The organism is Kribbella sp. NPDC050459 (assembly GCF_040655315.1).
Classification (GTDB): Bacteria; Actinomycetota; Actinomycetes; order Propionibacteriales; family Kribbellaceae; genus Kribbella.
In genome coordinates this window covers 59,634-85,397 of record NZ_JBFAJQ010000019.1, presented here as the reverse complement: position 1 = coordinate 85,397, position 25,764 = coordinate 59,634, and the positions used below count along the sequence as shown (strand labels likewise).

The following is a 25,764-nucleotide window of genomic DNA, read 5'->3' as shown; positions in this document are numbered from 1 at the left end:
CATATGATTGCGCCAGTGCTACCTTTCCCGGCATGGCAACCGAGCGTCCCGACCTGGCCGCGATGCTGTACCCGCTGGTGCGGGAGCTGATCGCGCTCGAGTTGCCGGTGCTCGCCGCCCACGAGGTCTCGATGTGGGGCTACTCGGTGCTCACCGCGCTGGACGACACCCCCGTCCGGACCCAGGCCGCGCTCGCCGAGGCGATCGGTGCGGACAAGTCCCGCATCATCGGGACCCTCGACGAGCTCCAGCAGGCCGGGCTGATCGACCGCACCACGGACCCCGCCGACCGTCGCGTCCGGCTGCTCGCGATCACGCCACAAGGCCGGCGCGTACGCCGTACCGTCCGCAAGGAGATCCAGGCGCAGGAGGAGCAGGTCCTCACCGCGCTCACGCCGGCCGATCGCAAGGCCTTCCTCCGCATCCTGCAGGAGCTGCACTCACGCTGACGGTGGAGGCCGTTCCCTCGCGCGAGTGATCCGATCGCCTCCGGAGCTCAACAGACTGGCGGCATGAAGCGAGCGGTCGTGGTGTGGGCAGTGGCGTACGGCGGTCTGCGGGTCTGGTTCGCGACCGGGCACGCCTTCGAGTGGAAGTTGCCGGGCAGTGACCTGTTGATTCCGAACTGGGTCGCGGCGATCGGCTGTCTCGTCACAGCCTTGGCCGTGATCCGTGTCCGGCCGCGGTTGCTCTGGGTGCTCGCCGCGGGCTGGCTCGCCGCGGCTGGGTTCATCCTGCTCGACCTGGTCGCGATGGTCCTGCCGGGTCTCGGAATTCCCTTCGACCTGCTCGGGATGCTCAGCCGGCTCGGCGCGGTCGCGGGCGCCGTACTGCTCGGCCGTCTGGCGAAAGCCCATCAGGCCGCGGCCCAGCCGTGGCCGCACTGGGTCTCGGTCGCCGGAGCCTGCCTGGCCGTCGCCGGCTGCCTGACCAGGCTCGCGGCGCAGGCGGTCGTCGGCTTCGGGCAGATGCCGTACGACGGCAACCTGTCGGTCCTTCTGTTCGAAGGTGGCTTCGTGCTGGCGGGAACGCTCCTGCCGTTCCTGCTCGTGCACCGCATCGGCCGGTACTTCCCGCGATGGCTCCTCCTGCTCCCCGGCTTCACGCTCGGCGCGGGCATCACGGCGTACTTCACGGTCGGGCTGATCCAGATGATCGTCAACGCGGTCGGGGGTGAGCCCGTGTACGGCGATGTCGGTCTGCCGGACAGCTTCTTCTGGGTCGCGGTCCCGGCGTACGTCGTCTGGGGCGCCGGGCTGACCGTCGCCGCGCGCGGGTACCAATTCGCCACCCGGAAGGCAACCGATCCGGAGTGTGATCTAGAAATCACTCACCGTTGAACCATGTAGAGCGTTCAATCGTTCGAACCAGGCACACGACCACAACCACACCGCGAGGAGTGAGGCCCTGTGCAGGTGCTCGAGCGTTATCAGAGGGAAGTGATCGGCGTCTTCCGGATCGTCGTCGGGTTCTTGTTCGCCACCCACGGCGCGGCCGCGCTGTTCGGCGTCCTCGGAACCGAACAGGTCGGCCTGTTCGTCTGGCCGTCCTGGTGGGCGTCGCTGATCCAGACCGTCGGCGGTGCGCTGGTGATGATCGGGCTCGGCACCCGGTACGCGGCGCTGCTGTGCTCCGGCTCGATGGCCTACGCGTACTTCACAGTGCACCAGGCGGGTGCTTTGCTGCCTGTGCAGAATGGTGGCGAGAAGGCGGCGCTCTTCTGTTTCGCCTTCCTGCTGATCGCGTTCCTCGGCAACGGCGCCTGGTCGGTGCGGCGGGTGGCGACAGCGGAGGAAGCCGCAGCGACCAAGTGACGTGCCCGGACCGATCTTCCACCCCGCTGTCCACAGAGCAGGAGCGCCGATGGCCGACGACCGGGCGATGCTGCTGCGTGAGCTGCACGACGTGCACGCGCCTGCGCTGTGGCGGTTCGTCGTCCGGCTGACCGGCGACGACCGGCTGGCCGAAGACGTCGTCCAGGAGACCCTGCTTCGCGCGTGGCGGCGGCCGAACATCCTGACCGAGGACGAGGCCGGGGCCCGGGCCTGGCTGTTCACGGTGGCGCGCAACCTCGTCATCGACGACCGGCGCAGCGCCCGGGTCAGCCGGGAGGTCGCCAGTGACGACCTCCCGGAGAACCCGAGCGCCGACCACGCGAACGCCGTACTCGACGCCTGGCTGGTGGCCGAGTCACTGGCGCAGCTGTCGGAGGAACACCGGCAGGTGATCGTTCGCGCGTACTACGGACGCCGTACGGTCACCGATATCGCCGAAGAGCTGGACATCCCGTCAGGCACCGTGAAGTCGCGGCTGCACTACGGGCTGCGGGCGCTGAAGCTCGCGCTGCAGGAGAAGGGGGTGACAAGCCAGTGAGTGACCCGTACCGGGACTGGGACGCGGCCTACTTGCTCGGCGCGCTGTCGGCGAAGGACCGGCGTGTGTACGAGGAGCATCTGCACACCTGTGCGGAATGCTCGGCCGGGGTCGCGTCGCTGGCCGGCGTACCCGGTGTGCTGGCCGCGTTGCCGGCCGAGCGGGCGATGGCCACCGTCGCGGCCGACCCGCCGAACCTGTTGCCCGGCCTGGTCCGCACCGTCCAGCGCGACCGGCGCCGGCAACGGATCCGGCTCGGTGCGCTGACCGCCGGCATCGCGGTCGCCGCCGCCGTGATCGGCGCGCTCGTCGTCCTGCCGCTGACCCGCGACGAGCCGAAGGGCGACTACGTCGTGCTCGCCCAGACGGTGTCCAGCAAACTGTCCGCGGACGCCCGGCTGGTGCCCGAGCCGTGGGGGACGACTATCGAGATCAGCTGCCGGTACGACGAGCTCGCGACGCCGAGCGAACGCGCCCGCGGATACGAGCTGTACGTCACCGACACGTCCGGCAAGGTGCAGCTGATCGCGAGCTGGACGTCCGCGCCCGGGACGACGGTGAAACCGGCGGCGACGACGAAGCTGCGGCGCAACGAGATCCGGGCCCTGGACATCCGCAGCTCCGAAACCGGACGAGTGTTACTGGCAGTTCGTTTCTGAACACGAATGCACACACGCTGTCGGGGCACCTAGAGGTGAAGGGACGACAGTCGCTCGAGAGGCCGTCGTTCCAGACCCCGGCGTTCAGGGACGTGCGCCGGGGTCGCCGTACGTCGTGACCGGGCCGCAAGAAAGTTCTGGGGAATCTGTAACACTCGCGCCGTCACCAGCGATACACCCTGTGTAACGCCACCGAGGACCCCGTCCCAGGTCAACCGCCCGAAGGGCCTGGGCCGGGGTGCTCGATGCTTCTGAGGCGCCCTGGCAGCGTTACGTGCAAAGGCCCCCGGTGATTCATCACCACCGGGGGCCTTCGCGTTGCGTACCCTCCCTAGGACGCTTGCTCAGTCGGGCCTTCCGACGCGGGCAGAGCGATCCGGTCGGCCGGCAGGCGTTCCGTCCGCTCGTTGCCGTCGTCGCCCTCGTACTGCACCAGAGCGGTCCATCCCGATTCCTCGTGATCGCGGCCGATCAGCCAGCCGCGACGCCAGGTGTCATCGACCAGGACGACGACATGGCTGGGCAGAGGGAGTCGGGACACCAGATCGGTGCCGGGCTCGAACTCAGTCATGGCCGAAGGCTAGGTGCAAAACGGCCGCGGCGCCTCTTGAAAGCGTGTTCCCGCATCCGGTTCTCAGAATCCGAACGCCTGGACCGCGCCGTTCACCTTGAGAGCGCGGCCACCCGGGATGTGCGTCACCCAGCCGTGGCGCAACGCGTGCTCACACAAGGCCGCGCCTACCGCACCTGCCAGATGCGGTCGTCGTTCGGTCACGTCCAGGCACGACCTGACTGCCGGGCGTCCGCGGCGGGTGCTGAGCTCGATGCCGAGATCGTCCAGCCAGGCTTGGCCTTTCGGCGTCAGGCTGATCCCCTCGGACCAGTCGACCAGATCCCGCTCCGTCATCGCGTCGGCGAGAGCGACGCCGAGTTTGCCCGCCAGATGGTCGTAGCACGTCCGCGCCCGGGCGAACGCGTCCCGTTTGCTCACGGCCGCCAGACTGTTCACCACCTCGGCCCGCCGCGGCGCCAGCGCAGCAAGCCCTTCGAGCAACTCGGCCGTGTCCGGTCCGGCCAGCTTCACGTACCGGTGCCGGCCCTGTCGTACTTCGGTCAGCAGCCCGCCGCCGACCAGCAGATTCAAGTGCTCGCTGATCGTCGGCCGCGACACCTTCGCCACCTTGGCCAACTCACTCGCCGTCCACGCCCGCCCATCCAGCAACGCCAGACAAACCGTCGCCCGAGTCCCATCAGCCAACATCCGAGCCCAGCCCGCCAACTCCTCACCTTCGGCACTCATAACCCCATCATCCCGCCCCCACACTTAGGTCCTCACCAAACAGTCCCGGGCCTAGCCTCGATCCACGTGACGCACCTGACGATCGAACCATCCATCCTGTACGTCGGGACGCCGGTCGCCCTGCTCAGCACCGAGAACGAGGACGGCACCGTCAACCTCGCCCCGATGTCGTCCGCGTGGGCGCTCGGTGACGTGGTGGTCCTGGGGGTCGGTGTCTCCGGGCAGACGGCGATCAACCTGCGTGCGCGCCCGGACGTCGTGATCAACTACCCGTCGCCGGACCAGTGGAAGGCCGTCGAACGCCTCGCGCCCTTGACCGCCGCGCACCTGGTCCCCGAGCACAAACGCGCCCGTTTCCACCACGAACGCGAGAAGTTCAAAGCAGCTGGCCTCACCCCGACGCCCTCCGATCTCGTCACCCCGCCCCGTGTCGCCGAATGCCCGCTCCAGTTCGAAGCGACTGTCGTCCACGCGCAACTCGATGCCAGCGGCAACTTCCTGATCGCCCAGGCCGAAGTCCGGCGGGTCCACGCCGCCGAGCACATCGTCGTACCAGGAACCTCGCACGTCGACCCCGCCGCCTGGTCCCCCCTCGTCTACAACTTCCGCCACTACTACGGCCTGGGCCCCGAGCTGGGCGAATCCTTCCGCACCGAAACCCCAAGACACGCGTGACGCGAGCCGAGTCGTGGCGATTGGCTCCGGCCCCCTCCGCCGAGTCGTGGATTGTGGTCGTCCGGCGCAGCCAGTTCCCACGACTCGGCGATGGCGGCCGCCTACATCAGGCGTAGGCGGTCGATTTCTTCGTCGGTGAGGATTACGTCGAGGGACCTCAGTACGTCGGGGAGGTCTGCGGCGGGCACGGCGCGGGAGGTGTTGCGGCCGTCGGCGTGTTCGACGGTCAGCGTGTCGCCGACCAGGCGGCGTACGACGCCTTCGGCGACGCGCATGACGACGGGGCGGCCGGTGAAGGGGGAGTTGGGGTGGGTGGAGACGTAGTGGTGGTAGACCTCGTAGTCGATCGGCCGCACCGGTTCGTCGTTGGAGGCGTGCTGGGGGATCCAGCCGTCGGCGGTCTTCTTGGACAGGGTCCAGACGTCGCCTTGCAACTCCAGACGGTGGTCCCAGCCGGCCTGGTCGACGACGGCGCCGTCCTTGAGCGGCGTGGGGTACAGCTGCCCGGCCCCGAACCCCACATCGGCCAGGAACTCCTGCCCGTCGACGCCGACCTTGAGCAGCGCGTGCGTCCGCGGCCCGGCCTTGTGCGGTTGCACTCGGGCGACCCGCCGAACGACGTCGTACCCGAGCTGCTCGAGCCCGGCGCCGAACAGGAGCGCGTGCTCGTAGCAGTACCCGCCGCGCTGCCGTCCGACGAGCTTGGACTGGATCGCGTCGAGGCCGATCCCGGGGTGGGTGCCGAGGATCACATCGATATTCTCGAACGGGATCGCCAGCACGTGCGCCTGATGCAGGCTGCGCAGTGCGTCGGCCGACGGCTGCACACGGTCGTGCCCGATCCGGGCGAGGTAGGCGTCCAGGTCGAGGCTGTCGATGTTCCACATGCCCGCTACCTCAACACTTCCAGCTCACTTGAGGTCAAGCTCCGTGAACAAGGTGAGCTGGATGCCGCCCGGGGTTTCGAGGCGGGCGTTCAGCGAGTTCCACGGCGTCCGGGTGGGTTCGGCGACCACCTCGGCGCCGGCCGCGGCCAGCCGGGCCGTCGTCCCGGCCGAGTCGTCGACCTCGAGCGCGACCCGGAACTTGCCGGCCACCCGCCGCCCGACCTCGACCTCGTCGATGTACTCGGCCTGCGCGCGATTCGCGATCTCGAGCGTCGCGCGTCCGGCCTCGAGGATCATCACCTCGGCATCGCCCGTCGTGTAGGACTCGCGCTCGGGCAGCCCGAGCACGTCCCGGTAGAACGTCACCGCGGCGTCGTAGTCGTCAACCGTCACCACCAGCCGAAGCTCTTTGGCACTCATGCGGCCAGTATCTACAACCGCGAGACCTGGTAGTGCGCGATCAGCCAGCCTTCGTCGCTCCGGCGCAGCAGTACGCCGAGGTTGACGGTCAGCGTCGGCCGGTCGGTGAACGTGAAGTCGACCGTCATATAGCCGAGGATCAGATCGTCGGCCAGCTCCCGGGTCTCCAGGATCCGGTACCGCGGCGACAGGCCGAGCGGCTGCGAGTCGTAGTACTCGGCGACCGCGTCGCGCCCGACGCCGTACGGGTGTAAGCCCTGGAAAACGGCGTCCTTCGTGAAGAGCGCCGCGACACGGGACGGATCGTGGTCGTCGATACCCGACTTCCACTGCTCCAGAACGGTGGCGAGGACGGTGGTGAGGACGTGGTTCATGCGATTCTCCTGAGGGGATGAGCGGCGATCGCAGCCAGCGCGACGACGCCGGCGCTGACGAGGAGCGCCTGGTGGTATCCGTTGTGCAGTAGCGGACCGACCGCCAGCGGGCCGACGATCTGGCCGAGGCTGTAGCCGGTGGTGAGGATCGCAACGGCGTGCGGAACACGGAGTTCGGTGCCGAGCGCTATAGCGAGGTTGGCGACGCCGAGGAACGTGGCGCCGAGGAGTGCGGCCGAGACGAGCGCCGCGGCAACGCTGGAGAGGACGGCCGGCAACGCGATACCGACTGCCTGGACGAGCAACGCGACCAGCAGCAGCGCCGACCGTGACCAGCGCCGGCCGAGCCGAGCCCAGAGCGCGGTCGACGGTACGGCGGCCAGCCCGACGACGATCCAGGCGCCGTTGCCGACCGGACCGGAGGCGGTTTCGTTGATCGCGGCAACAAGGAACGTGCCGGCGATGATGTAGCCGATCCCTTCCAGCGTGTAGCTGGTGAGCAGCGCGGTGAAGTGACGTGACCTGGTCCCGCCGCCACCAGCGGCAGGCGTCGACGAGCCGGTCAGGTGCCACGCCGGGATCGCGCAGGCGACCGTCAGCAGCGCGGTGATCCACCACGCCGTACGCCAACTGCCGCCGACCAGGACCATGCCCGACACGGCGATGCCCGCGCCGACGCCGCCGAACGTCCAGCCGACGTGATGGCTCTGCAGCCGGGGGAGTACGGCGCTGACAGCGATCACGAACACCAACGCGCTCGCGATCCCCGCGACCAGGCGCAGACCGAGCCAGAGCGAAGAGCTCACCGGCATCAGCGCGAGGGTCGCGGCCAGGATCAGCAGCGACAGCCGGAGCGCCCAGCGGGAGTGCAGCAGCCGCGGTACGACGACCGCCGCCAACGCACCGGCCAGGTAGCCGGTGTAGTTGGCCGTCGCGAGCGCTGCTCCGAGACGCGGCGAAAGGCCGGCCTGCGAGTGCATCAGCGGCAGGATCGGCGTGTACGCGAACCGGCCGATGCCCATACCGCCGGCCAGTGCCGCCGCGCCTTGTCCCGCCAGGCGCCACTGCTTCATGTCACTGACCTGCCTGCTGGCCGCCGTCGACGTGCAGGATCTCGCCGGTGACGAACTTGGCGGTCTCCAGGTACGTGACCGCGTCGACGATCTCCTCGATCTCACCGAGCCGGCCGACCGGGTGCAGCGCCGCGAGGAACTCGTGCGTCTCCTCCGGGTGCATCGGCGTCCGGATGACACCCGGAGCGACCGCGTTCACCCGGATGTTGCGCGCGGCGTACTCGGTGGCCAGCGACTTCGTGGCGGAGTTCATACCGCCCTTGGTCAGCGCGGCCAGGACGGCCGGGACATTGCTGAAGCCGCGGTCGGCGAACGTCGTGGTGATGCTCACCACGTGACCGCCGTCGGGGTTCTCGAGCATCGCGGCGATCGCCCGCCGGGTGACGTCGAAGAAACCGCGCAGGTTCAGGCCTGTGACGACGTCGTAGTCCTCGTCGGTGTACTCGGTGAACGGCTTCGCGACGAAGATGCCCGCGTTGTTGACCAGGGTGTCGATCCGGCCGAACGCCTCCAGACCCTGCTCGATCACCCGGGCGCCGGTGCCGGGCTCGGCGAGGTCGCCGGGAACGGTCAGGACGCCGGGGTCGTCGGAGGGCGTGATCGTGCGCGAGTTCGCGACCACGGCGTAGCCGAGCTTGCGGTAGGCCGTGACGAGCCCGGCGCCGATGCCCTGGGAGGCTCCGGTGATCACGGCGACTTTCTGGTGGTTCATGGTGCTCCTGTTCGGGAAATGGTGCTGCTTGTAGTTCGATAGTTGTCGAACCATGGAGGCTTTTCCACGACCGGTTTGCTCTCAGCTGGGAGGCTCGGCCTACTAGGCTGCGGGGCGTGGAGCTGCGCCAGTTGCGGTACTTCGTGGCGGTCGCCGAGGAGCTGAACTTCGGCCGGGCCGCGGCGCGGCTGCACATCGCGGGGCCGTCGCTGTCGCAGCAGATCAAGTCGCTCGAGCGGGACCTCGGCGTACCGCTGTTCGAACGCGATCGCCGGACCGTGCGGCTGACCGCGTTCGGGGAGACGCTGCTGCCGCAGACGCGAGCGTTGCTCGAGCAGGCCGACGCGCTCCGGCGTACGGCCCGGGGGTTCGCGGCCAGCGAGCCGGTGCGGCTGGGATACGTCAGCTGGCGGCCGCCCGATCTGGCCGAGCGGGTGTCCGGGGTCGCGCAACTGCTCGTCGACACCTGGGTGATGCCGTCGCACACGCAGGCAGGCCGGGTCGCGGAGGGGAGCATCGACCTGGCGATCTGCTGGGTGCGCGCGACCGACCTTGCGGAACAGGAGTTGTCCGGCTCGTTGCTGGGGGCGGACCGGCTGTTCGCGGTCTCGATCGGCGACGACTCACCGGTGCGAGCGCGCGACACCGTCGTACTGGTGGACGCGGACACCGAGGCCTGGGCCTCCTGGAACATCTACGCGATCGAGTTCGCCCGTGCGACCGGTGCGTCGGTGGCGCGCATCGACGACCACGGCATCACCGGGCCGGCGTTCTACGAGCACGTACGCCGTCTGCGCCGTCCGGTCGTCAGCTCACCCAAACGGGACGCGACGCCGCTGCCGCGCGACTTCGCCCGGCGGCAGGTCGTCGACCCGATCCCGGTCTGGACCTGGGCTCTGGTGGCACGCCGCGACGAGGAGCGCCCGGCCGTACTCGCGGCGATCGAGGCGCTGACGCGGGACGTGAAGGTGGAGTTCGACCCGGACGCCTGGCTGCCGGCCGACGACCCGTTCCGCTGATCACCAGGCCTGGGTCAGGGCGGTGGTGGTGGACGGCGTGAGGCGGTAGCCGGTGTGGGCCGAGAACTCGGCGGACAGGCCGAAGCGGTCGCCGCGGACGAGGGTGTGGCGCCACTCGACGGGGCGGTTCTGTGACGTTCCCTGACGGATGATCGAGAACGCCGCGGCCTCGGGCGGGCAGTGCAGGAGCGCGCGCTCGGCCGTCGTGGGGACGACGGCGCGGATGTCCTCGCGGCCGTGGTCGAGAGTGATGCCGGCCCGTTCGGCCAGCTCGTTGTAGAGGCTGGTGTGCGTGAAGTCCGCGTCCAGGAGCGGCTCGGCGAGGGTGGCAGGCAGCCAGACGCGGTCGAGCGCGAGCGGCTCGTCACCGGCGTACCGGAGGCGCTCGAGGTAGAGCAGCGGGATCGACGCCTCGAGGTCGAGACGGGCCGCGAGCACCCCGTCGGCGCGGACGTCGAGCGCCCGGACGACGCTGTGCTGCGGCAGGCCGGACTCCTCGACCGAGGAGAACAGGCTGTAGAGCGCGCCCATCGGCTGCCGGATCTCGGGCGCTGTCGCGACCCGCGGCTGCCGACCGCGCTCGGCGAGGATCAGGCCGTCGGTGCGCAGTTGCGCGAGTGCCTGGCGGACGGTGTGCCGGCTGACCGCGTACTCCTCGACCAGCGCGAGCTCACCCGGGAACGCGTCGTCGAACTCCCCGGACCGCAGCCGCCGGACCAGGTCCGCCTGCAACTGCTTCCAGAGCGGCTCGCCGCCGCCACGTTCGAGCTTGCGCACGCGGGTTCCCTCCAGAGTTGCCAAATGTCCGGTCATCTCCTACCTTCAATGTACGTACATTTCTCGCAGGAGGGGACCGGCTGGTGGTGCAGTTCGAGGTTAGGACACCTGACAGCCACCCCGCCGTCGCTACCGCCCACCGCCGCCTGGATCCGGTCGTACGGCGCCTGCGCGGCCTCGGGATCGTGCTGCTGGTGACCGCCGTGGCGGTGCCGCTCGGGCGACTCGTACCGCTCGTCGGCGGGCCGGTCTTCGGGATCCTGCTCGGCGTGATCGCGGGCAGTGTGATCCCGGCGTTGCGCTCCGACGTCTGGCGTCCCGGGTACGACTTCGCCTCGAAGACACTGCTCCAGCTGTCGATCGTCGTCCTCGGGACCGGGCTGTCGCTGCAGCAGGTCGCCCGGGTGGGCGTCTCGTCGCTGCCGGTCATGCTCGGCACGCTGGCCCTCGCCCTTGGCGGTGCATGGGTGTTCGGCCGGCTGCTCGGCGTCCGCGGTGACACCCAGACGCTGATCGGCGTCGGTACGGCGATCTGCGGCGGCTCCGCGATCGCGGCCGCGACCGCCGCGATCGGCGCCAAGCGCTCGTCGGTGGCCTACGCGCTGGCGACGATCTTCACCTTCAACATCGTCGCCGTGCTGACGTTCCCGCCGCTCGGGCACCTGCTCGGCCTGAGCTCCGAGGCCTTCGGCCTGTGGGCCGGTACGGCGGTCAACGACACGTCGTCCGTCGTCGCGGCCGGGTACGCGTACAGCCAGGCGGCCGGCGACCAGGCGATCGTCGTCAAGCTCACCCGGTCGCTGACCCTGATCCCGATCGTGCTGACGCTGGCCGCGCTGAAGATCCGCCGCGAGAACCGCGCGGCGCGGGCCCTCGACGCCGTCGGTGAAGGGTCGTACAAGGGCGCCACGGCCTCGATCCGTCAGCCGCTGCCGTGGCGCAAGCTCGTCCCGCTGTTCCTGATCGGCTTCGTCGCCGCCGCGGGCCTGCGCTCCGCGGGCGCCGTACCGGAGTCCTGGCTGCCGACGCTGACCGTGATCGGGACCTGTCTGATCACCGCAGCGCTGGCTGCGATCGGCCTGTCCCTGCGCCCGCGTGAGCTACGCGACGCAGGGCCCAGGCCGCTCCTGCTCGGAGCGATTCTCTGGGCCCTGGTCGCTGTCGGCTCGCTGGTGCTTCAGTCCTTCTCGTAGGCCGCCTGGCGGTCCTGGACCGCCTTGATGCGCGGCACGTCGAGCTTGTTGCTGCGGTCGAAGTTGTAGATGCCGTTCTCCTCCTGGAAGACGTCGGTCAGCTGCGTGTAGCAGTAGCCGAACATCAACTCGTTGTCGAGGAGCGCGTCGACCAGGCCGGCGAAGCGGACATAGAAGTCCTCCTCGTTCGCGACCCGCTGGCCGTAGCCCCACGAGTCCGCCGAGTTCCCGCTCTTCCCGGCGGCAGCCTTCTCGGCGTTCCACCAGATGCCGCCGAACTCGCTGCAGAAGTACGGCTGCCCGTCGTAGGCCAGCGAGATCGGCTTGCCGTCGGGGCCGCCGGTGTTGCCGTACGGCTTGTCGTTCACCAGGTCCGCCATCTGCTTCGCGAACTCGGCCGGGTCCTGCTCGTAGTTGTGCGAGTCCCAGACGTCGGTCTCCGGCACGCGGTGGCTGTAGCCGGACGCGTCCAGCACCGGGCGGCTGGTGTCGGCGGCCTTCGTGGCCAGGAACATCGCCCGGGTGACGTCGTCGAGCTGCGTGATCCGGTCGTGCAGCAGTTGGTGCGTCTCGTTCAGCGGGCACCAGCCGACGATGCTCGGGTGGCTGTAGTCGCGCTCGACCGCCTCGAGCCACTGCGCGACGTACGACGCCGTCGGCTGCTGGTTGTTCTCGCTGGTGTCGCCGCCCGAACCCCAGTCGCCGAACTCGCCCCAGACCAGGTAGCCGAGCCGGTCCGCGTGGTACAGGAACCGCTCCTCGAACACCTTCTGGTGCAGCCGCGCGCCGTTGAACCCGGCCGCCAGGCTGAGCTCGATGTCGCGGACGATGGCCTCCTCCGACGGGGCCGTCATCAGGCTCTCCGGCCAGTACCCCTGGTCGAGCACGAGCCGCTGGAACACGTGCTTGCCGTTGATCAGGATCGCCTTGCCGTTGATGCTCACCGACCGCAGGCCGGCGTACGAGTCGGCGCCGTCGACGACGTTGCCGTCGGCATCGATCAGCTCGAGGCGGACGTCGTACAGGTGCGGGTCCGTGGTGTCCCAGAGGCGGACGCGGCCGGCCGGGACCTGGAGGGTGAGGCGCGGGGCGAGGTCGAGGTCGGCGCGGACCTCGGCGGTGGTGATCTCGCCGTCGGCGTCCTTCAGGGTGGCCTTGATCTTGTACCCGGTCTTGTTCGCCGAGACCGGGACTTCGAGGTGGAAGCTGGAGCCGGCGACGTCCGGGGTGATCCGCGGCCGCTTCAGGTGCACCGTCGGGACGGCTTCGAGCCAGACGGTCTGCCAGATGCCGGTGGTGCGGGTGTAGAGGCAGCTGTGGTTGAAGTACAGCTGGCTCTGCTTGCCGCGGGCCTGCGGGCCGCGGTGGCTGTCGCGGGCGCGGACCACGATCGTCGCCTGCTCGCCGGGCCGGGCGACGTGGCGCAGGTTCGCGCTGAACGGGGTGAACCCGCCGCGGTGCCGGACCACCTCCTCGCCGTTCACCCAGACGGTGGCGTCGTGGTCGACGGCCTGGAAGTGCAGGACGGCGTCCTTCCCGACCCAGTCCGCCGGGATCGTCACGGTCGTGCGGTACCAGACCGCCTCCATGAAGTCGACGTCCTCGATCCCGGACAGTTCGGTCTCCGGCGCGAACGGCACGACGATCCGCTGCGGGAGCTCGCGTTCGCGCAGGCCGCGCTCCAGTCCGGAGTCCGACCGGTCGATCTCGAACTGCCACTCGCCGTTCAGATTCACCCACTCGGGCCGGACGAACTGCGGACGCGGGTACTCCGCACGAGGCTGTGACATGTGCTCTCCCGTGATGCTGGTCGATGGCGGGACGGCAGCACTTTACAACGTTGAAATGACCCGGGCAACGGCCAGTCCCAGCCTGCCCGGGCGTTGGTCAGGGCGCGGCGCAGGCGCTTGGCAGGCCGAGGAGGCGGGTGCCGTTGGTCCAGCAGACGGCGCGGAGCCAGGTGTCGCCGAGGTCCAGTGCCTCGAGTGAGGCGAGTTGGACGGCGTACTCGTAGGGGATGTTGGGGAAGTCGGAGCCGAGGACGATGCGGTCCTGGAGGTCGGCCAGGCGGGGGATCAGGTCGCCGGGGAAGGGCATCATCGCCTCGGTGAAGGGGGTCAGGGCCATCGTCGTGTCCAGGTGGACGTTCGGGTACGACGTGAGCGCCAGGTGCTCGGCGTACTCCGGCATGCCGAGGTGCGCGATGACCGCGGTCAGCCGCGGGTGCCGCCGCAGGACCTCACCCATCGGCCCCGGACCGGTGTGCCTGCCCGGGATCGGACCGGAGCCGCAGTGGACGACGACGGGTACTCCGGCCTCGGCCAGCTGGCCCCACACGTCGTCGAGCTCACCGGAGCGCGGGTCGTAGTCGCCGACCTGGACGTGGACCTTGAAGATCCGCGTCCCCAACTCCAAGGCCGTGCGCACATAGTCGGCCGCGGAGGGCTCAGGGAAGAACGTCCCGCTCGGCACACAGCCAGGTGTCACCGCCGCGAAGTCCCGCGCCCACGCGTTCAACGAGGCCGCCATCCCGGGCTTGTGCGGATAGACCAGCGCCGGAAACGCCCGCACCCCCAGCGAATCCAGCGTTTTCAGCCGCTCCTCCACCGAGGTCCGGTAGGTGATCGGCCACTCCGTCCCGTAGTGCGACGACGCCTGGTCGAAGTACGCCCAGACCGCGTTCAGCACCCGGTCCGGCAGGAAGTGCACATGCACGTCCACCAGCCCGTCCAGCCCGAGCCGCCGCCACCACGCCGGTACCTCAACATCTCGCACGCCCACTAGCCTGCCTGATCGGCCAGCCAGAGGTTGGTGAGGCCCTTGAAGTGGGCGAAGAACTTCTCGTGTTCGTGGGTCGGGTAGGTCGCGGTGACGGTCTCGCGGAGCAGGCGGTCGAAGTCGGGGCCGGCCACCCAGTCCCGGACCCGCAGGTCGAAGTCGCCCAGGTGCGAGGCGCACCATTCGTGGTACTTCGCGGTCTCGAAGTGCTCGTCGGCGAGTGCGAGGTACCCGTTCAGCTTGGCCTCGTAGTCGAGTGACTCGTCGTCCGCGATCTCGAAGTACCGCTCGGTGTGCAGGTCCACGGACGAGCGGCGGCCGGTCGCCAGGCAGAAGACCGACCACTTCACCAACGCGCTCAGCGCCCACGGGAAGTAGTAGTGCAGGGACGTGACCGCGACGTCGGGGCAGGCGTTGGCATAGTCGATCGGGTGCACGGCGTCGCCCTTGACCAGCATCTCGCAGGAGTTGAACTCCCAGCCGAAGAACGCGTTCACGATCCGGCTGATCGCGACCGCCTCGTGGCCGGCGGACGGGCTGAGGAAGTCGTGCGAGACGGCGTACCGGTTGTGCATCGGCTCGTCCGGCCGGAAGTCCATCACCATCGTCTCGGCGCCGATCGACAGCGCCCGCGCGAACTTGTCGTACTCGATGGTGGCCTGCAGGTGCATCAGCATCTCGCCGGACTGGTCGTAGGCCTGGTGCAGGTCGACCTTGTTGTTGATCCGGGACACGCCGCGCCAGCCGCCGCCGTCGAACGGCTTCATGTACAGCGGGTACCCGAGGTCCTCGGCGATCGCGTCCAGGTCGAAGGGCCGGTTGTACGTCGCCGACGTGTACGCCCAGCGCACGTTGTCGACCGGGTTCTTGTACGGCACCAGCACGGTCCGCGGGATCTTCAGCCCGAGCCGGAGCATCGCGCAGTACGCCGAGTGCTTCTCCATCGACTGGAACGTGAACGGCGAGTTCAGCAGGTAGGTGCCGTTCATCAGCGCGGCCTTCTTCAGCCACTCGCGCGGGTGGTAGTACCAGTACGCGAGCCGGTCGATCACCAGCCCGACCCGGACCGGGTCGTTCAGGTCGAACGGCTCGATGGTCAGCCGGCGGGACCCGAACTCGTGCTCGCGCCCGTCGATCGTCACCGGCCCGACCCGCTGCAGCAGCGCCTCGAACGCCTGCGGCCAGTCCTCCTCGGCACCGAGCAACAACCCGATCAGATGACGCGAACGATCACTCACGTGAGTCTCCTCAGCAGAATCGGGGCAGATGGTGGGCGATCTGCTGCCGCCACCAGGGCCAGTCGTGTGCTACGTCGTACCCCCACAGGTCCAGCTCATGCGGGATGCCTTTGTCCTTCAGTACGGCGGCCGTGGCGCGGGCCGACGGCAGGGAGCCGGTCGGGTGCGTCTCCCAGTCGCCCTGGCCGACGGTGAGCAGGATGAACAGCCGGCTCCGCAGCCACTCCAGGTGGTCGCCGGACAGGTTGGGCAGGTAGTCGGCCGGGTTGTTGAAGTACGTCGCGTCGCCGCGCTCGCCCCACGCGTGCCAACTGGCCGCGTCGTAGTTGCCCGACTGGCAGATCGCGATCGGGAACAGGTCGGCGCGCTTGAACGCGAAGTTCAGGGCGTGGAACGCGCCCAGGCTGCAGCCGGTGGTGATGATGTCGCTGACGCCCGGTGAGTCCGATCCGATCGTCGGCACCACCTGGTCGACGATCCAGGACTCGTACAGCTCGTGCCGGCGGGCCCGGTCCTCGAGCTGGATGCTGCGGTCCGACCAGCTCACGTGGTCGTAGGAGTCGACGCAGTACAGCTTCACCCGGCCCGCCTCGATCAGCGGGGCGACCGCGTCGACCATGCCGTTGTTCTCGTAGTCCCAGGCGCGTCCCTGCTCGCTCGGGAAGACCAGGACCGGCCGGCCGTAGTGGCCGTACCGGATCAGGGTGCCGCGGCGGTCAAGCCCCGGCGCCTCCAGCTCGACCTGTTCCCGTTCCATCAGCCCCACCCCAGGTCTGTCGCAGTAGCTCCGTCAGATCAGGATCCAGCACATCCCGCCACGCTGTGAAGTTGTGCATGTCGGGAGTTTCGTCGAGTGTCGCGTCCAGCCCGAGCTCGGCCAGCCGGGCGGCCATCACCCGGTTGTTGTGCACGTTCTCCTCGGTGGTCCCCGCGGTCATCGCGATCCTGGGGGTGCTCGGCGCCGTGGTTGCCGTCAGCACCTGCTCGACGAACCCGGTCACCTCGGCGTAGAACTCGAACCCGGACTCCTGCGGGTCGGTCTGCGGCGTGAAGAACGACCCCGACTGCAGGAACAGCGCGGAAAACGTGTTCGGAAACTGCCATTCCGCGTGCAGCGCCGCGAGCGCCCCGAGGCTCGCGCCCATCATCACGGGCCGCCGGCTCCCGTACTGCTCCCGCACGGCCGGCACGACGTACTGCGTCAGTGCCTCGGCGTACTGCGGGTTCGCGGCGTACCAGAGGTTGCGGGAGGTCGGCCGGAGCATCGCCAGCCGGAACGGCGGCAGCGCACCGGAGGCGACCATCGCGCCGGCGTAGTGCGTCAGACCGGCGTACGACGCGAACTCGGGCCCGTCGTGGGACAGCAGCAGCGGCAGCTCGAACGCCGGCGCGATCCCGTCCGGCGCCCAGACCTGGACGTCGACCGGCCCGACCGGCGAGTCGACGGCGAGCGGCGTCAGCGTCGACAGAAGCGGCGGTACGGCGATCCAGGCCGGCTCGACGTACCCGGGCAGCGGCAGCCACGAGTGGTCGCCGAACGCGCCGCCGACCACCCGCGGGTTGGTCGGGTCCGTCCGCATGCCGAGGTCGGCGATGTCGAACAGGTACTCCATCCGGTGCACCGAGGGGCGCGGCAGCCGCAACTCCCAGCCGTAGTCGACGGGTTTGAACTCGAGCAACTCCGCCGCGAGCCCCAGCTCCTGCCACAGGCGGACGCCCGTGAACGCATGCGCGGTGTCGCCGAGGCGGAAAACCACCTCGGCACCTTCGACTGCGCTCACGACCATCCGACCACCGTACCCACGGAAACACTGACAACAGCTGTCAGCGATGAGGTTCTATCGTAGGAAGGTGGTCGATCTCACCGATATCCGCGACATCACCGCGGACCTCCCGCGCAGCTACGAGGTGCTGGTCCGCGACCAGATCAAGTTCCGCGTCGGCCAGATCGTCTATCTCGCGGTCTCCCGCGACGAGGAGACGATCGGCATCGGCTTCCCCCGCGAGGAGCGGGCCGCCGCGCTCGCCGCCGAGCCCGACAAGTTCTTCCCGCCGCGCCCCTCCGACGAGCGCTACCAGTGGATCCAGGTCCGCCTCGCGGCACTCGACCGCGAGGAGCTCCGCGAGCTGATCATCGACGCCTGGGCGCTGTGCGTCCCGAAGAAGGTCCGCGCCGAGTTCTTCGGGACCTAGGACGTGACCACCACAGGCGTGTCCTTGCTGCCGATCAGCCCGAGCAGCGCGACCGCCTCGGCCTCGATCGCGTCTCGTACGGCCGCCGTGACCGGCGCGTGCGTGGTGACCCGCAGGCTCGCGTCGGCGCCGCGGTGGTGACGCCAGTCGGCCGCGTAGTCGCCGTCGATCAGGACGGTGCCCATCGCGGCGCCGTTGCCGGGCGGCAGCGGCACCGCCCGCTTGAACGGGTTGACCCGCCGCCGGTCCGCGTGCGACAGCAGCAGGTTGTCGAACTCCGGCAGGAACCGGATCGGCGCGGGCGTGTCCGCCGCCGGCAGCGGCCCGTCGGGTACGTCGAACAGCTCCCGCCCGTCCTCGTCGGCGTACAGGCGCAACCCGGGCCGGAGCCGGTCCACGACCTCACGCAGCTTCGTCAGCCCCGACCACAGCTGGACGTCGGCGACACTCGCCGGACCGAACGCCGCCAGGTACCGCAGCACCAGATCGTCGATCGACGGATTCGTGATCGGCACCCGGCCGAGCCAGCTCTCGATGGTCTGCAGCGCCGCCGGACCGGTCTCACCCCAGACGCCGCGGGGCGTCACCTGGACGGTGCCGGCCAGATAGCTGACGGCGTACGCCATCGCGTTCGCGTCCCAGTCGGGCCAGCGCTCGCCGAGCACCTCCCGGAGCTGGCTGCGGCTGTACGGCTCCCGGCTCATCAGATCCGTGCCGAACGCAACGACCGCGTCGATGTCGGCGCCGGCCAGCTGCTTGCCGAACGCGCCGCGCAGGCCGCGGTCCGCGACCGGATGCACGAGGCGCCACATCATCAGGCAGTCCTCGGCGGTGACGAGGTGGATCGTGGACCGCAACAGCGAGGCACGAACGGCCTGCCGTGAGGTCATCAGCGTGGACAGCTCGGCTGGATCGAAGCCCTCGAGCCTCGACCACAGCGCGACGTACGCGGCCAGCGGGGCCTGCGCCTGCATCCCCACCAGCCGCTCGATCAGTTCGGCGACCGGTCCGCTCTCGCGGCGCAGCAGCTGCTGACGCTCGAGGGTCGCGCGGTTCAGGTCCCGCCGGCTCAGCACGCGGATCGATGCGTTCATCGGGCAAGCGTACGGAAGAAGGCGCGCACGTCCTCGACGAGCAAGTCGCCGCACTCCATCGCCGGGAAGTGCCCGCCGACGGTGAAGTCCGACCAGTGCGCGACGCGACGCTCCGGATCGGCGATCCGGCGAACCACCGGGCTGCTGTTGAAGACCGCCCAGCCGGACGGCACCGTCGACTGCGCACCCCAGCCGAGATCGGAGTGCGCCGCCTCGTAGAGGAACCGGGCAGCGCTCGCACCCGCACGGCAGAACCAGTAGATGCTCACCAGCGTCAGCAGCTGATCCCGGTCCACCGACTCCTCGGGCGACTTCGCCGGATCCGTCCACAGCTGGAACTTCTCCGCGATCCACGCCAGCTGCGCGACCGGTGAATCGGTCAGCCCGGCCGCGATCGTGTCCGGCGTGTGGTTCTGCAGATCCAGGTAGCCACGTCCCGCCTGCCAGACCGCCTTGGCCTCCTGGACGACCGCCAGGTCCTGCTCGTCGAGGTCGTCCGGCAGCGGTACGAACTCGCCGGCCAGGCTGAGCGTCCCCCGGTCGCTGTTCACGTGCGTGCCGATCACCCGGTCAGGCACGGTGGCGCCCAGATGCCCGGTGATGCCGGCGCCGATGTCACCGCCCTGCGCGCCGAACCGCTCGTACCCGAGCCGGGTCATCAGCTCGGCGAACGCGGCCGTGGTCCGCCCCAGCTCCCAGCCGCCGCCGGACAACGGGGTCGAGAACCCGAACCCCGGCAGCGACGGCACGACCACGTGGAAGGCGTCGGCAGCGTCGCCGCCGTACGCGACCGGATCCGACAGCGGCCCGAGGAGCCGCAGGAACTCGACCGCCGACCCCGGGTAGCCGTGGGTGATCAGCAACGGTGTCGCATCCGGCTCGGGGGAGCGGACGTGGAAGAAGTGGATCACCTGACCGTCGATCTCGGTCGTGTACTGCGGATAGCTGTTGAGCTCCTGCTCCGCCTTCCGCCAGTCGTACGACGTCCGCCAGTACTCGGCCAGGTCGTACAGGTAGCCGCCGGGGATACCGCGGCTCCAGTCGTCGCTGTCGCCCGGGACCGGCCGCGGCCGGCGGGTGTGCTCGAGCCGGAACGTCAGGTCGGCCAGCTCGGCGTCGTCGATGTCGATCAGGAACGGGTGGATCTCCGGTGTGTTCGTCATGATTCGACCGTAAAAGCCATTGCGGAAGACTTCCTTCCGCAATGTGCGCCATTCTGGAGAAATGCTGAACACGTCCGCTCGTCTGCTCCGGTTGCTGTCCCTGCTCCAGACCCGCGCGCTGTGGACCGGTCCCGAGCTGGCCGAGCGGCTGGACGTCAGCACCCGGACGATCCGCACCGACATCGACCGGCTGCGGCAGCTCGGTTATCCGGTGGAGGCCGCGCCCGGTCTCACCGGTGGCTACCGGCTGGGCGCCGGCGGCGCGCTGCCACCGCTGCTGCTGGACGACGACGAAGCGGTGGCGGTCGCGATCGGGCTGCGGACGGCCGCCAACGGAGGCGTGGAGGGCATCGGTGAAACCTCGATCCGCGCCCTGGCCAAACTGGAGCAGGTACTGCCGCCACGTCTGCGCCATCGGGTGAGGGCGATGCAGTCGGCGACGCTCGCCGTACCGGCGACCGGACCGAAAGTCGACGCCGACGTGATGATCGCGATCGCGGCCGCGATCCGCTCCGAGCACCGGCTGCGCTTCGACTACGCGAGCCACGACGGGAGCGCGAGCAGCCGCGAGGTCGAGCCGCACCGGCTGGTCGTCATGGGGCGCCGCTGGTACCTGATCGCCTGGGACCCGGACCGCGACGACTGGCGGACGTTCCGCGCCGACCGGATCACGCCGAAGATCCCCGGCGGTCCGCGGTTCACGCCCCGGGAGCTGCCGGAGGCCGAGGTCACCGCGAGGTTGCAGCGCGGCGTCGGCACGGCGACCTGGCGGTACGTCGCCCGCGTGCTCCTGCACGGGCCGGCCGCCGAGATCCGCGCCAAGCTGCCGCTGCCGGTGGAGATCGAGGAACTCGGCCCGGACCGTTGTCTGATCCGGCTCGGCTCCGACACCCCGCAAATGCTGACGCTCTACCTGGGGCTGCTGGACGTCGACTTCGAGGTCCTCGACGCGCCCGAGCTCTCGGCCGCGCTCCTCGCCCTGTCCGATCGTCTCCGCCGGGCGGCTCTTTCGGGTGCCCCCGGCAACGACCGGTCATCCTCTGGTAGTAGTCCGGAACCATCCTGACGGCCGATGGGTACGGCGTTTTCGCGACGCACCCTGGAATCATGACCGGGGACTTCCTGCCGCAACGCCGCAAGGCGTCGGTGCTCAGCCAAGCCGTGACCGTCGTGATCCTGCTCGCCGCCGCCGCGGTAGGCCTCTGGTTGTTCGCCTAGGTGTCCCAGCGCACGTCGGCCTCGCCGGGCCGGACCACGCCCGCCTCATAGGCGACGACGACGGCCTGGACCCGGCTGGACAGGCCGAGCTTCGACAGCACCGAGCTCACGTGGGTCTTTACCGTGGTCTCGCTGACGAACAGCTTGGTCGCGAGGTCGCGGTTCGACAGACCGCGCGCCATCCACACCAGGATCTCGCGTTCCCGCTCGCTCAGCTGGGACAGCAGTCCGGCCCAGCGGGCGTCCGGTCGCGATGGCGCGCTGACCGCCGTACCGCCGTCGACCTGGCGCTCCAGCTCCATGCAGCGCTCCAGCAGCACCCGGGTCGAGGCCGGATCGACGAGCGAGTCGCCGCGGTGCACTGCCCGGACGGCAGACACCAGCAGATCCGGATCGGTGTCCTTCAGCAGGAACCCGGACGCTCCCGCGCGGACCGCGGCCAGCACGTACGCCTCGTCGTCGAACGTCGTCAGCACCAGGACGGCGGGCCGCGCGCGCCCGGTCTCCCGGTTGGCGCTGGTGATCCGCTCGGTGGCGACCAGACCGTCCATCACCGGCATCCGGATGTCCATCAGGACGACGTCCGGGTCGTGCTGCTCGATCAGCCGGAGCGCCTCCTCGCCGTTCTCGGCCTGCGCGACCGTGGTCAGGTCCGGCTCGTGGTCCAGGATCATCGCCAGGCCCATCCGGATCACGCCCTGGTCGTCGGCCACCAGGATCCGGATCGGCTCGCTCACTTCTGCGGCGGCAGCCATGCCTGCACTCTCCATCCACCCAGGGGGCCGGCCGCGACGGCGAGCGTGCCGCCGACCGCTGTGGCCCGTTCCCGCATCCCGATCAGTCCGTTGCCGCGGCCGCTCTCCTTGCGGCGCGCAGTCTCCAGCACGTTCACCGGCGGCGGCCCGCCGTTCCCGTTGTCGTCGATGGTCAGCAGCTCGCCCTGCGGACCACTCTGCCAGGTCACCCGCGCCGCGGTCGCCTTGGCGTGCACCATCACGTTGGTCAGTGCTTCCTGGATGATCCGCACCGCGGTCAGGTCGGTGGCCGACGTCAGCTGCCGCTGCCGCGGCGGAAGGTCCATCGTGACGTCGATCCCGACCGCCTTCAGCCGTTCACCCATCCGCGCCACATCGGCCAGGTCCGGAACCGGCGCGGTCCCGCCGCCCGAGCCGGTGTCGCCCGCGATCTGCGGTGAGGCCGTGTTCAGCACCCGGACGGTCTCGCGCATCGCGGTCAGCGCCTCCTTGCCGCTGGCAATGATCCAGCGGATCGCCTCCCGCAGGACCTCGGGTCGCTCGTCGGCCACCCGGTCCGCGGCCTGCGCCCGGATCACGACCGCGCTCACGTGGTGCGAGATCACGTCGTGCAGGTCGCGGGCGATCCGGGTCCGCTCGGCCACCGCGGCCCGCTCCGCCTCGACCGCGCGCAGCCGGACCAGTTCGGCGTTGCGCTGCTCGAGCAGTGCGACGGACTTGCGGCGCCGGCGCGCGTCCGCACCCAGCAGCACCATCCCGCAGATCAGTGCCTCGGCGAACACGAACAGTGACACGTCGATGTACGAGTACAGGCTCGGCACGTCCCGCGGGAGGCTCCGGTACCGGTCGCCGTACAGGATGGCCCGGTTGACGCGGCTGAGGACGATCGCGACCACGGTCGGCAGCCCGATCATCAACCCGGCCAGGCTGCCCATCGTGAAGAACAGACACGTGAACCGCCGGACGCCCGCCGACGCCGCCAGGTACCCGACGACGAGCAGCGGCACCAGGTGGATCTCGGACTGCAGCGCCGCGTCGCTGATCTCGGGCTGGCCGAACATCGCCAGGCCGAGCTGCGCCGCCAGGCCGGTGCCGACCGCGGCGTACAGGAACGGGTAGAGGAACGAGACCGTGACGAGCATCGTGCGCGGGATCCGGCGGACGAACGCGACGGTGGCGACCAGGAACACGCCCGTCACCACCGACACCGCCGGGTTGTGCGGGCGCAGACCGGTGCCGTTGACGAAGTTCAGCGTGACGAACCAGACCAGCCCGATGACCGCAGCGAGCAGCGCATCCTGCTGCCCCTGCGACAATCGGCGCCAGATACTCTTCACGTCGCCCAGGGTAGTCAGCCTGTGTTCGCCAAAGCTTCATCTGCCCGGACGGGCGCTCGCTCCAACTTTTGGAGGAGGCTCGGCGTCCGAACTGATACTCAGGGGCTACAGATGGGGCATCAGAACGGTCCCTGGGACCGATGTGCCCGCCGCCCCGATCCGAAAGGCTGTACCCCATGAGTGACGACCTGCCGCCGCGCCGGGACGGTGCGGCGCGGACCCGGTTGCTGTCCGTGATCGGTGTGGTCGGGGTCGGTGCGGTCGTCGGATCGTTGCTGCTGTGGCACGGGCAGGTCACCGACGTGCTGGGCCTCGGTGCGGACAAGACGCCCGTGGTGTCGACAGTCGGCGCACCCGCGATCGGTGAACCGCCGACGACGCTCATCACTCCGACGCCGTCGCGCCGTACGACGAAGACGCCGGCGACCCCGACGACTCCGCCCAGGACCGCCACGACTCCCACCAAGAAGCCGACACAGAAGCCCACCAAGAAGCCCGCGAAGATCTCCCGTGAGGAGAGCATCGACGGCCTCTCGCCGACGCTGAAGAAGCGGCTGACGAAGGCGATCGCGGCCGCGAAGGCCGACGGCGTCACGATCCGGATCACCTCCGGCCGGCGCAGCGCGGCGAAGCAGCAGCGGCTGCTGAACGAGGCGATCAAGAAGTACGGCTCGTACAAGGCGGCGACGCGCTGGGTGCTGCCGCCGAAGTACTCCGCTCATGTGCAGGGCAAGGCCGTGGACATCGGTCCGACGGCCGCCATGACCTGGCTGAACAAGAACGGCTGGCGGTACGGCGTGTGCCGCCGGTACGACAACGAACCCTGGCACTTCGAGGCGCTCACAACGCCCGGCACGAAGTGCCCGCCGCGCGAACCGCACGCGGTGGCCAAGGCAGATTGATTACTAGGGGGATCTACCGATGACCATGACCTACGCCCAGCCCTTGACCCGGCGCTACACGCGCGCCCGGCTCGCCGTACCCGCCCTGTGGCGCCAGGTGATCCGGACCGGTGACAAGACGGAGCACACGATGCCGGAGCCGGATCGTTCCGCGTACACCCAGCTGGAGATCTACGACGGCATCCTGGCCGCGTTCGAGCGTCGCGACGAGGTCGCCGCGGTGCTGCGGGCCGCCGCCGACCGCTCGACCGCCGTACGTCGCCTGCGTGACGAGTTCGGGCTCAGCCATCTGCAGGCGACCGCGCTGATCGACCTGCCGCTCACCACCGAGTGCCGCGACCGCATCGCCCACCGTGCCGAGGAGCTCCGCACCGCCCTCGAGCGCTGACCCGCGTCCTCCGCGCGAGCCGCGTCTCGGTGGTGGCGGCTCGCGTGGACCTGCGCGGTTTGCCCGCTGTGGGGAGGATGGAGGGGTGATCACGATCGAGCAGGCCGGACGACTGCGCAAGGCCGGGGTGCTGTGGACGCCCTCGGCCGGGGATCGTTTCGTCGTACCGGACCGCGACATGGACGAGGACGTGTTCGTGGTGAGCGACATGACCGTCGAGGTGCACGACTACCAGGGCAGCAAGGTGATCGGCTTCAACGGCACCACCGAGTGGGCCCTGGACAGCATCGAGCAGCGCGAAGTCATCTGGCTTCCGCGCGAGGAGCAGTTGCGCGCCCTCCTCGGCCCGCACTTCCGGTCCCTCGAAGCCACGCCCGACGGCTACCGGGTCAATCTGACCAGCGGTTCCTGCACCGCGGACGACGCCGAGCAGGCCTACGCCGAAGCAGTCCTCCAACTGCTGGACGCCTAGCCGGTTGCGCGCCAGTACTGCTTCTTGTCCTTGTCCTTGACGCTGTAGCCGAGGCCCGAGAGCTCTCCGCGGAGCTCTCGCAGGTCGGCCTTGCCCTTGTCGCCCTGGTCGAACGCCTTGGAACGGGCCCTGAGCAGCGCGTTGGCCGCCGGGGACAGGTCCGGATCGGCCTCGACCCAGCGGCGGAACTCCGACGCGTGCGGGTCGCCGGCCTCCGACCACGGGTAGCCGTGCGCGCGGAACGCGGCGGCGATCTTCGGACTCTCGGACGCGAACTGGTCGTGCTTCTCGCGGGCCAACTCCTTCGACGACGCGTCCTGCAGGACGATCTCCTTGCCGTCCAGGAACGCCACCGCGACCTTCACCCGCGGCACGGTGACGGTGGTCTGGTTCTTCAGGAACTCCACCGACTGGCCGGTGATCGTGACCTTCAACGTGTCGTCCAGCGCCATCCCGGCGAGCAGGACACCGCCCACGAGCCCGACGGCCACGCAGATCACCACGACCCACCAGCCGTCCCAGGCCGCGATCAACCGCAACGGTCCCTGGAACGGCACCCACTCGCGACCCGCCGCCCACTCGGCGATCCGCGGCAGGAAGAACCCGAGCACCAGCCCCGCCAGCGGCAGCCCGCCGAACAGCAGCGCCTTGTCCGCGGCGGAATGCCCGATCACCGTGCGATCCGCAGTCGTCGACCCCATGGCACGAACGTAGCGTGACGGCGTGAAACTAAAGTATCGACCGACGGCAACCGAAGGAGCCAC

At 69.6% G+C, this 25,764-nt stretch carries 31 protein-coding genes; 13 read left to right on the top strand and 18 right to left on the bottom strand.

The features are described 5' to 3' along the window. The first annotated feature begins 32 nt into the window (after positions 1-32). From AB0I12_RS39465 to AB0I12_RS39445, 5 genes are all read left to right on the top strand, one after another. Complete coding sequence (locus AB0I12_RS39465) at positions 33-449, top strand: MarR family winged helix-turn-helix transcriptional regulator (protein WP_359940566.1); 417 nt, start codon at positions 33-35, stop codon at positions 447-449. Positions 450-512: 63 nt separating this feature from the next. After that, complete coding sequence (locus AB0I12_RS39460) at positions 513-1,340, top strand: hypothetical protein (protein WP_359940563.1); 828 nt, start codon at positions 513-515, stop codon at positions 1,338-1,340. Between the two features lie 69 nt (positions 1,341-1,409). After that, positions 1,410-1,814 carry a DoxX family protein gene (locus AB0I12_RS39455; protein WP_359940560.1) on the top strand — a complete coding sequence of 135 codons (405 nt, stop codon included), beginning with the start codon at positions 1,410-1,412 and terminating at the stop codon, positions 1,812-1,814. A 49-nt stretch (positions 1,815-1,863) separates the two neighbouring features. After that, entirely contained in the window at positions 1,864-2,373 is a 510-nt protein-coding gene (locus tag AB0I12_RS39450) for a sigma-70 family RNA polymerase sigma factor (protein WP_359940557.1), read from the top strand. Next, positions 2,370-3,032, top strand: a complete 663-nt coding sequence (locus tag AB0I12_RS39445; protein ID WP_359940555.1) for a zf-HC2 domain-containing protein — start codon at positions 2,370-2,372, stop codon at positions 3,030-3,032. The genes AB0I12_RS39450 and AB0I12_RS39445 overlap by 4 nt, the downstream gene beginning before the upstream one ends. Before the next feature lie 331 nt (positions 3,033-3,363). Here AB0I12_RS39445 and AB0I12_RS39440 read toward each other — a convergent pair whose 3' ends face one another. Continuing rightward, positions 3,364-3,603 (bottom strand): hypothetical protein, encoded by a 240-nt coding sequence (locus AB0I12_RS39440; protein WP_359940554.1) that lies wholly within the window; start codon positions 3,601-3,603, stop codon positions 3,364-3,366. Between the two features lie 63 nt (positions 3,604-3,666). Continuing rightward, positions 3,667-4,332, bottom strand: coding sequence for a helix-turn-helix domain-containing protein (locus tag AB0I12_RS39435; RefSeq protein ID WP_359940552.1), 666 nt, complete (start codon positions 4,330-4,332; stop codon positions 3,667-3,669). A gap of 66 nt (positions 4,333-4,398) precedes the next feature. Here AB0I12_RS39435 and AB0I12_RS39430 point away from each other — a divergent pair, with 66 nt between their 5' ends. Further along, positions 4,399-5,007 (top strand): flavin reductase, encoded by a 609-nt coding sequence (locus AB0I12_RS39430; RefSeq protein WP_359940549.1) that lies wholly within the window; start codon positions 4,399-4,401, stop codon positions 5,005-5,007. Between the two features lie 101 nt (positions 5,008-5,108). Here the strand turns inward: AB0I12_RS39430 and AB0I12_RS39425 are convergent, their stop codons facing one another. The 5 genes from AB0I12_RS39425 to AB0I12_RS39405 are packed head-to-tail and all read right to left on the bottom strand — an operon-like array spanning position 5,109 to position 8,473. Further along, positions 5,109-5,894: an arylamine N-acetyltransferase gene (locus tag AB0I12_RS39425; protein ID WP_359940546.1), complete on the bottom strand. Its 786-nt coding sequence runs from the start codon at positions 5,892-5,894 to the stop codon at positions 5,109-5,111. 24 nt (positions 5,895-5,918) lie between these two features. Next, positions 5,919-6,314: a VOC family protein gene (locus AB0I12_RS39420; protein WP_359940543.1), complete on the bottom strand. Its 396-nt coding sequence runs from the start codon at positions 6,312-6,314 to the stop codon at positions 5,919-5,921. Between the two features lie 11 nt (positions 6,315-6,325). Then, positions 6,326-6,688, bottom strand: coding sequence for an SgcJ/EcaC family oxidoreductase (locus AB0I12_RS39415; protein ID WP_359940540.1), 363 nt, complete (start codon positions 6,686-6,688; stop codon positions 6,326-6,328). After that, positions 6,685-7,761 (bottom strand): YbfB/YjiJ family MFS transporter, encoded by a 1,077-nt coding sequence (locus AB0I12_RS39410; protein WP_359940536.1) that lies wholly within the window; start codon positions 7,759-7,761, stop codon positions 6,685-6,687. The genes AB0I12_RS39415 and AB0I12_RS39410 overlap by 4 nt, the downstream gene beginning before the upstream one ends. 1 nt (position 7,762) lies before the next feature. Further along, positions 7,763-8,473, bottom strand: coding sequence for an SDR family oxidoreductase (locus tag AB0I12_RS39405; protein WP_359940533.1), 711 nt, complete (start codon positions 8,471-8,473; stop codon positions 7,763-7,765). Between the two features lie 116 nt (positions 8,474-8,589). Here AB0I12_RS39405 and AB0I12_RS39400 point away from each other — a divergent pair, with 116 nt between their 5' ends. Continuing rightward, positions 8,590-9,492 (top strand): LysR family transcriptional regulator, encoded by a 903-nt coding sequence (locus AB0I12_RS39400; RefSeq protein WP_359940530.1) that lies wholly within the window; start codon positions 8,590-8,592, stop codon positions 9,490-9,492. Here AB0I12_RS39400 and AB0I12_RS39395 read toward each other — a convergent pair whose 3' ends face one another. Further along, positions 9,493-10,269 carry a GntR family transcriptional regulator gene (locus tag AB0I12_RS39395; RefSeq protein WP_359940527.1) on the bottom strand — a complete coding sequence of 259 codons (777 nt, stop codon included), beginning with the start codon at positions 10,267-10,269 and terminating at the stop codon, positions 9,493-9,495. A gap of 83 nt (positions 10,270-10,352) precedes the next feature. Between AB0I12_RS39395 and AB0I12_RS39390 the strand changes: the two genes are divergently transcribed. Beyond that, positions 10,353-11,462: a putative sulfate exporter family transporter gene (locus AB0I12_RS39390; protein WP_359940524.1), complete on the top strand. Its 1,110-nt coding sequence runs from the start codon at positions 10,353-10,355 to the stop codon at positions 11,460-11,462. Here the strand turns inward: AB0I12_RS39390 and AB0I12_RS39385 are convergent. The 5 genes from AB0I12_RS39385 to AB0I12_RS39365 all read right to left on the bottom strand — a co-directional run bounded on the left by AB0I12_RS39385 (position 11,447) and on the right by AB0I12_RS39365 (position 17,265). Then, entirely contained in the window at positions 11,447-13,252 is a 1,806-nt protein-coding gene (locus AB0I12_RS39385; protein ID WP_359940521.1) for a sugar-binding domain-containing protein, read from the bottom strand. The two genes, AB0I12_RS39390 and AB0I12_RS39385, sit on opposite strands and share 16 nt — an antisense overlap. A gap of 97 nt (positions 13,253-13,349) precedes the next feature. After that, entirely contained in the window at positions 13,350-14,237 is an 888-nt protein-coding gene (locus tag AB0I12_RS39380; RefSeq protein ID WP_359940518.1) for an amidohydrolase family protein, read from the bottom strand. 5 nt (positions 14,238-14,242) lie between these two features. Further along, positions 14,243-15,478, bottom strand: a complete 1,236-nt coding sequence (locus AB0I12_RS39375) for a hypothetical protein (protein WP_359940515.1) — start codon at positions 15,476-15,478, stop codon at positions 14,243-14,245. A 10-nt stretch (positions 15,479-15,488) separates the two neighbouring features. Next, a complete protein-coding gene (locus AB0I12_RS39370; RefSeq protein WP_359940512.1) occupies positions 15,489-16,235 on the bottom strand; it encodes an alpha/beta hydrolase-fold protein in 747 nt (248 codons plus the stop codon). Next, entirely contained in the window at positions 16,195-17,265 is a 1,071-nt protein-coding gene (locus tag AB0I12_RS39365; protein ID WP_359940509.1) for an alpha/beta hydrolase-fold protein, read from the bottom strand. The genes AB0I12_RS39370 and AB0I12_RS39365 overlap by 41 nt, the downstream gene beginning before the upstream one ends. A gap of 64 nt (positions 17,266-17,329) precedes the next feature. Here AB0I12_RS39365 and AB0I12_RS39360 point away from each other — a divergent pair, with 64 nt between their 5' ends. Next, positions 17,330-17,671 carry an MmcQ/YjbR family DNA-binding protein gene (locus AB0I12_RS39360; RefSeq protein ID WP_359940506.1) on the top strand — a complete coding sequence of 114 codons (342 nt, stop codon included), beginning with the start codon at positions 17,330-17,332 and terminating at the stop codon, positions 17,669-17,671. On the opposite strand, the gene AB0I12_RS39355 is transcribed toward AB0I12_RS39360, so the two are convergent. Both AB0I12_RS39355 and AB0I12_RS39350 read right to left on the bottom strand, forming a co-directional pair. Next, on the bottom strand, positions 17,668-18,765 hold the full coding sequence (locus AB0I12_RS39355; protein ID WP_359940503.1) for a winged helix DNA-binding domain-containing protein: 1,098 nt from the start codon (positions 18,763-18,765) through the stop codon (positions 17,668-17,670). The two genes, AB0I12_RS39360 and AB0I12_RS39355, sit on opposite strands and share 4 nt — an antisense overlap. Beyond that, positions 18,762-19,928, bottom strand: coding sequence for an epoxide hydrolase family protein (locus tag AB0I12_RS39350; RefSeq protein WP_359940500.1), 1,167 nt, complete (start codon positions 19,926-19,928; stop codon positions 18,762-18,764). Before AB0I12_RS39350 ends, AB0I12_RS39355 begins: the two co-directional genes overlap by 4 nt. Before the next feature lie 61 nt (positions 19,929-19,989). Between AB0I12_RS39350 and AB0I12_RS39345 the strand changes: the two genes are divergently transcribed. After that, positions 19,990-20,994: a transcriptional regulator gene (locus tag AB0I12_RS39345; RefSeq protein ID WP_359940497.1), complete on the top strand. Its 1,005-nt coding sequence runs from the start codon at positions 19,990-19,992 to the stop codon at positions 20,992-20,994. A 148-nt stretch (positions 20,995-21,142) separates the two neighbouring features. Here the strand turns inward: AB0I12_RS39345 and AB0I12_RS39340 are convergent, their stop codons facing one another. Both AB0I12_RS39340 and AB0I12_RS39335 read right to left on the bottom strand, forming a co-directional pair. Beyond that, on the bottom strand, positions 21,143-21,883 hold the full coding sequence (locus AB0I12_RS39340; protein ID WP_359940679.1) for a response regulator transcription factor: 741 nt from the start codon (positions 21,881-21,883) through the stop codon (positions 21,143-21,145). After that, positions 21,880-23,238, bottom strand: a complete 1,359-nt coding sequence (locus tag AB0I12_RS39335; protein WP_359940494.1) for a histidine kinase — start codon at positions 23,236-23,238, stop codon at positions 21,880-21,882. The genes AB0I12_RS39340 and AB0I12_RS39335 overlap by 4 nt, the downstream gene beginning before the upstream one ends. 176 nt (positions 23,239-23,414) lie before the next feature. Here AB0I12_RS39335 and AB0I12_RS39330 point away from each other — a divergent pair, with 176 nt between their 5' ends. The 3 genes from AB0I12_RS39330 to AB0I12_RS39320 all read left to right on the top strand — a co-directional run bounded on the left by AB0I12_RS39330 (position 23,415) and on the right by AB0I12_RS39320 (position 25,000). Further along, a complete protein-coding gene (locus AB0I12_RS39330; protein ID WP_359940491.1) occupies positions 23,415-24,140 on the top strand; it encodes a M15 family metallopeptidase in 726 nt (241 codons plus the stop codon). Positions 24,141-24,159: 19 nt separating this feature from the next. Then, on the top strand, positions 24,160-24,528 hold the full coding sequence (locus tag AB0I12_RS39325) for a hypothetical protein (RefSeq protein ID WP_359940488.1): 369 nt from the start codon (positions 24,160-24,162) through the stop codon (positions 24,526-24,528). Positions 24,529-24,613: 85 nt separating this feature from the next. Further along, positions 24,614-25,000 (top strand): pilus assembly protein CpaE, encoded by a 387-nt coding sequence (locus AB0I12_RS39320; RefSeq protein WP_359940485.1) that lies wholly within the window; start codon positions 24,614-24,616, stop codon positions 24,998-25,000. Here AB0I12_RS39320 and AB0I12_RS39315 read toward each other — a convergent pair. Beyond that, positions 24,997-25,701 (bottom strand): hypothetical protein, encoded by a 705-nt coding sequence (locus tag AB0I12_RS39315; protein WP_359940482.1) that lies wholly within the window; start codon positions 25,699-25,701, stop codon positions 24,997-24,999. The two genes, AB0I12_RS39320 and AB0I12_RS39315, sit on opposite strands and share 4 nt — an antisense overlap. Positions 25,702-25,764 lie beyond the last annotated feature (63 nt).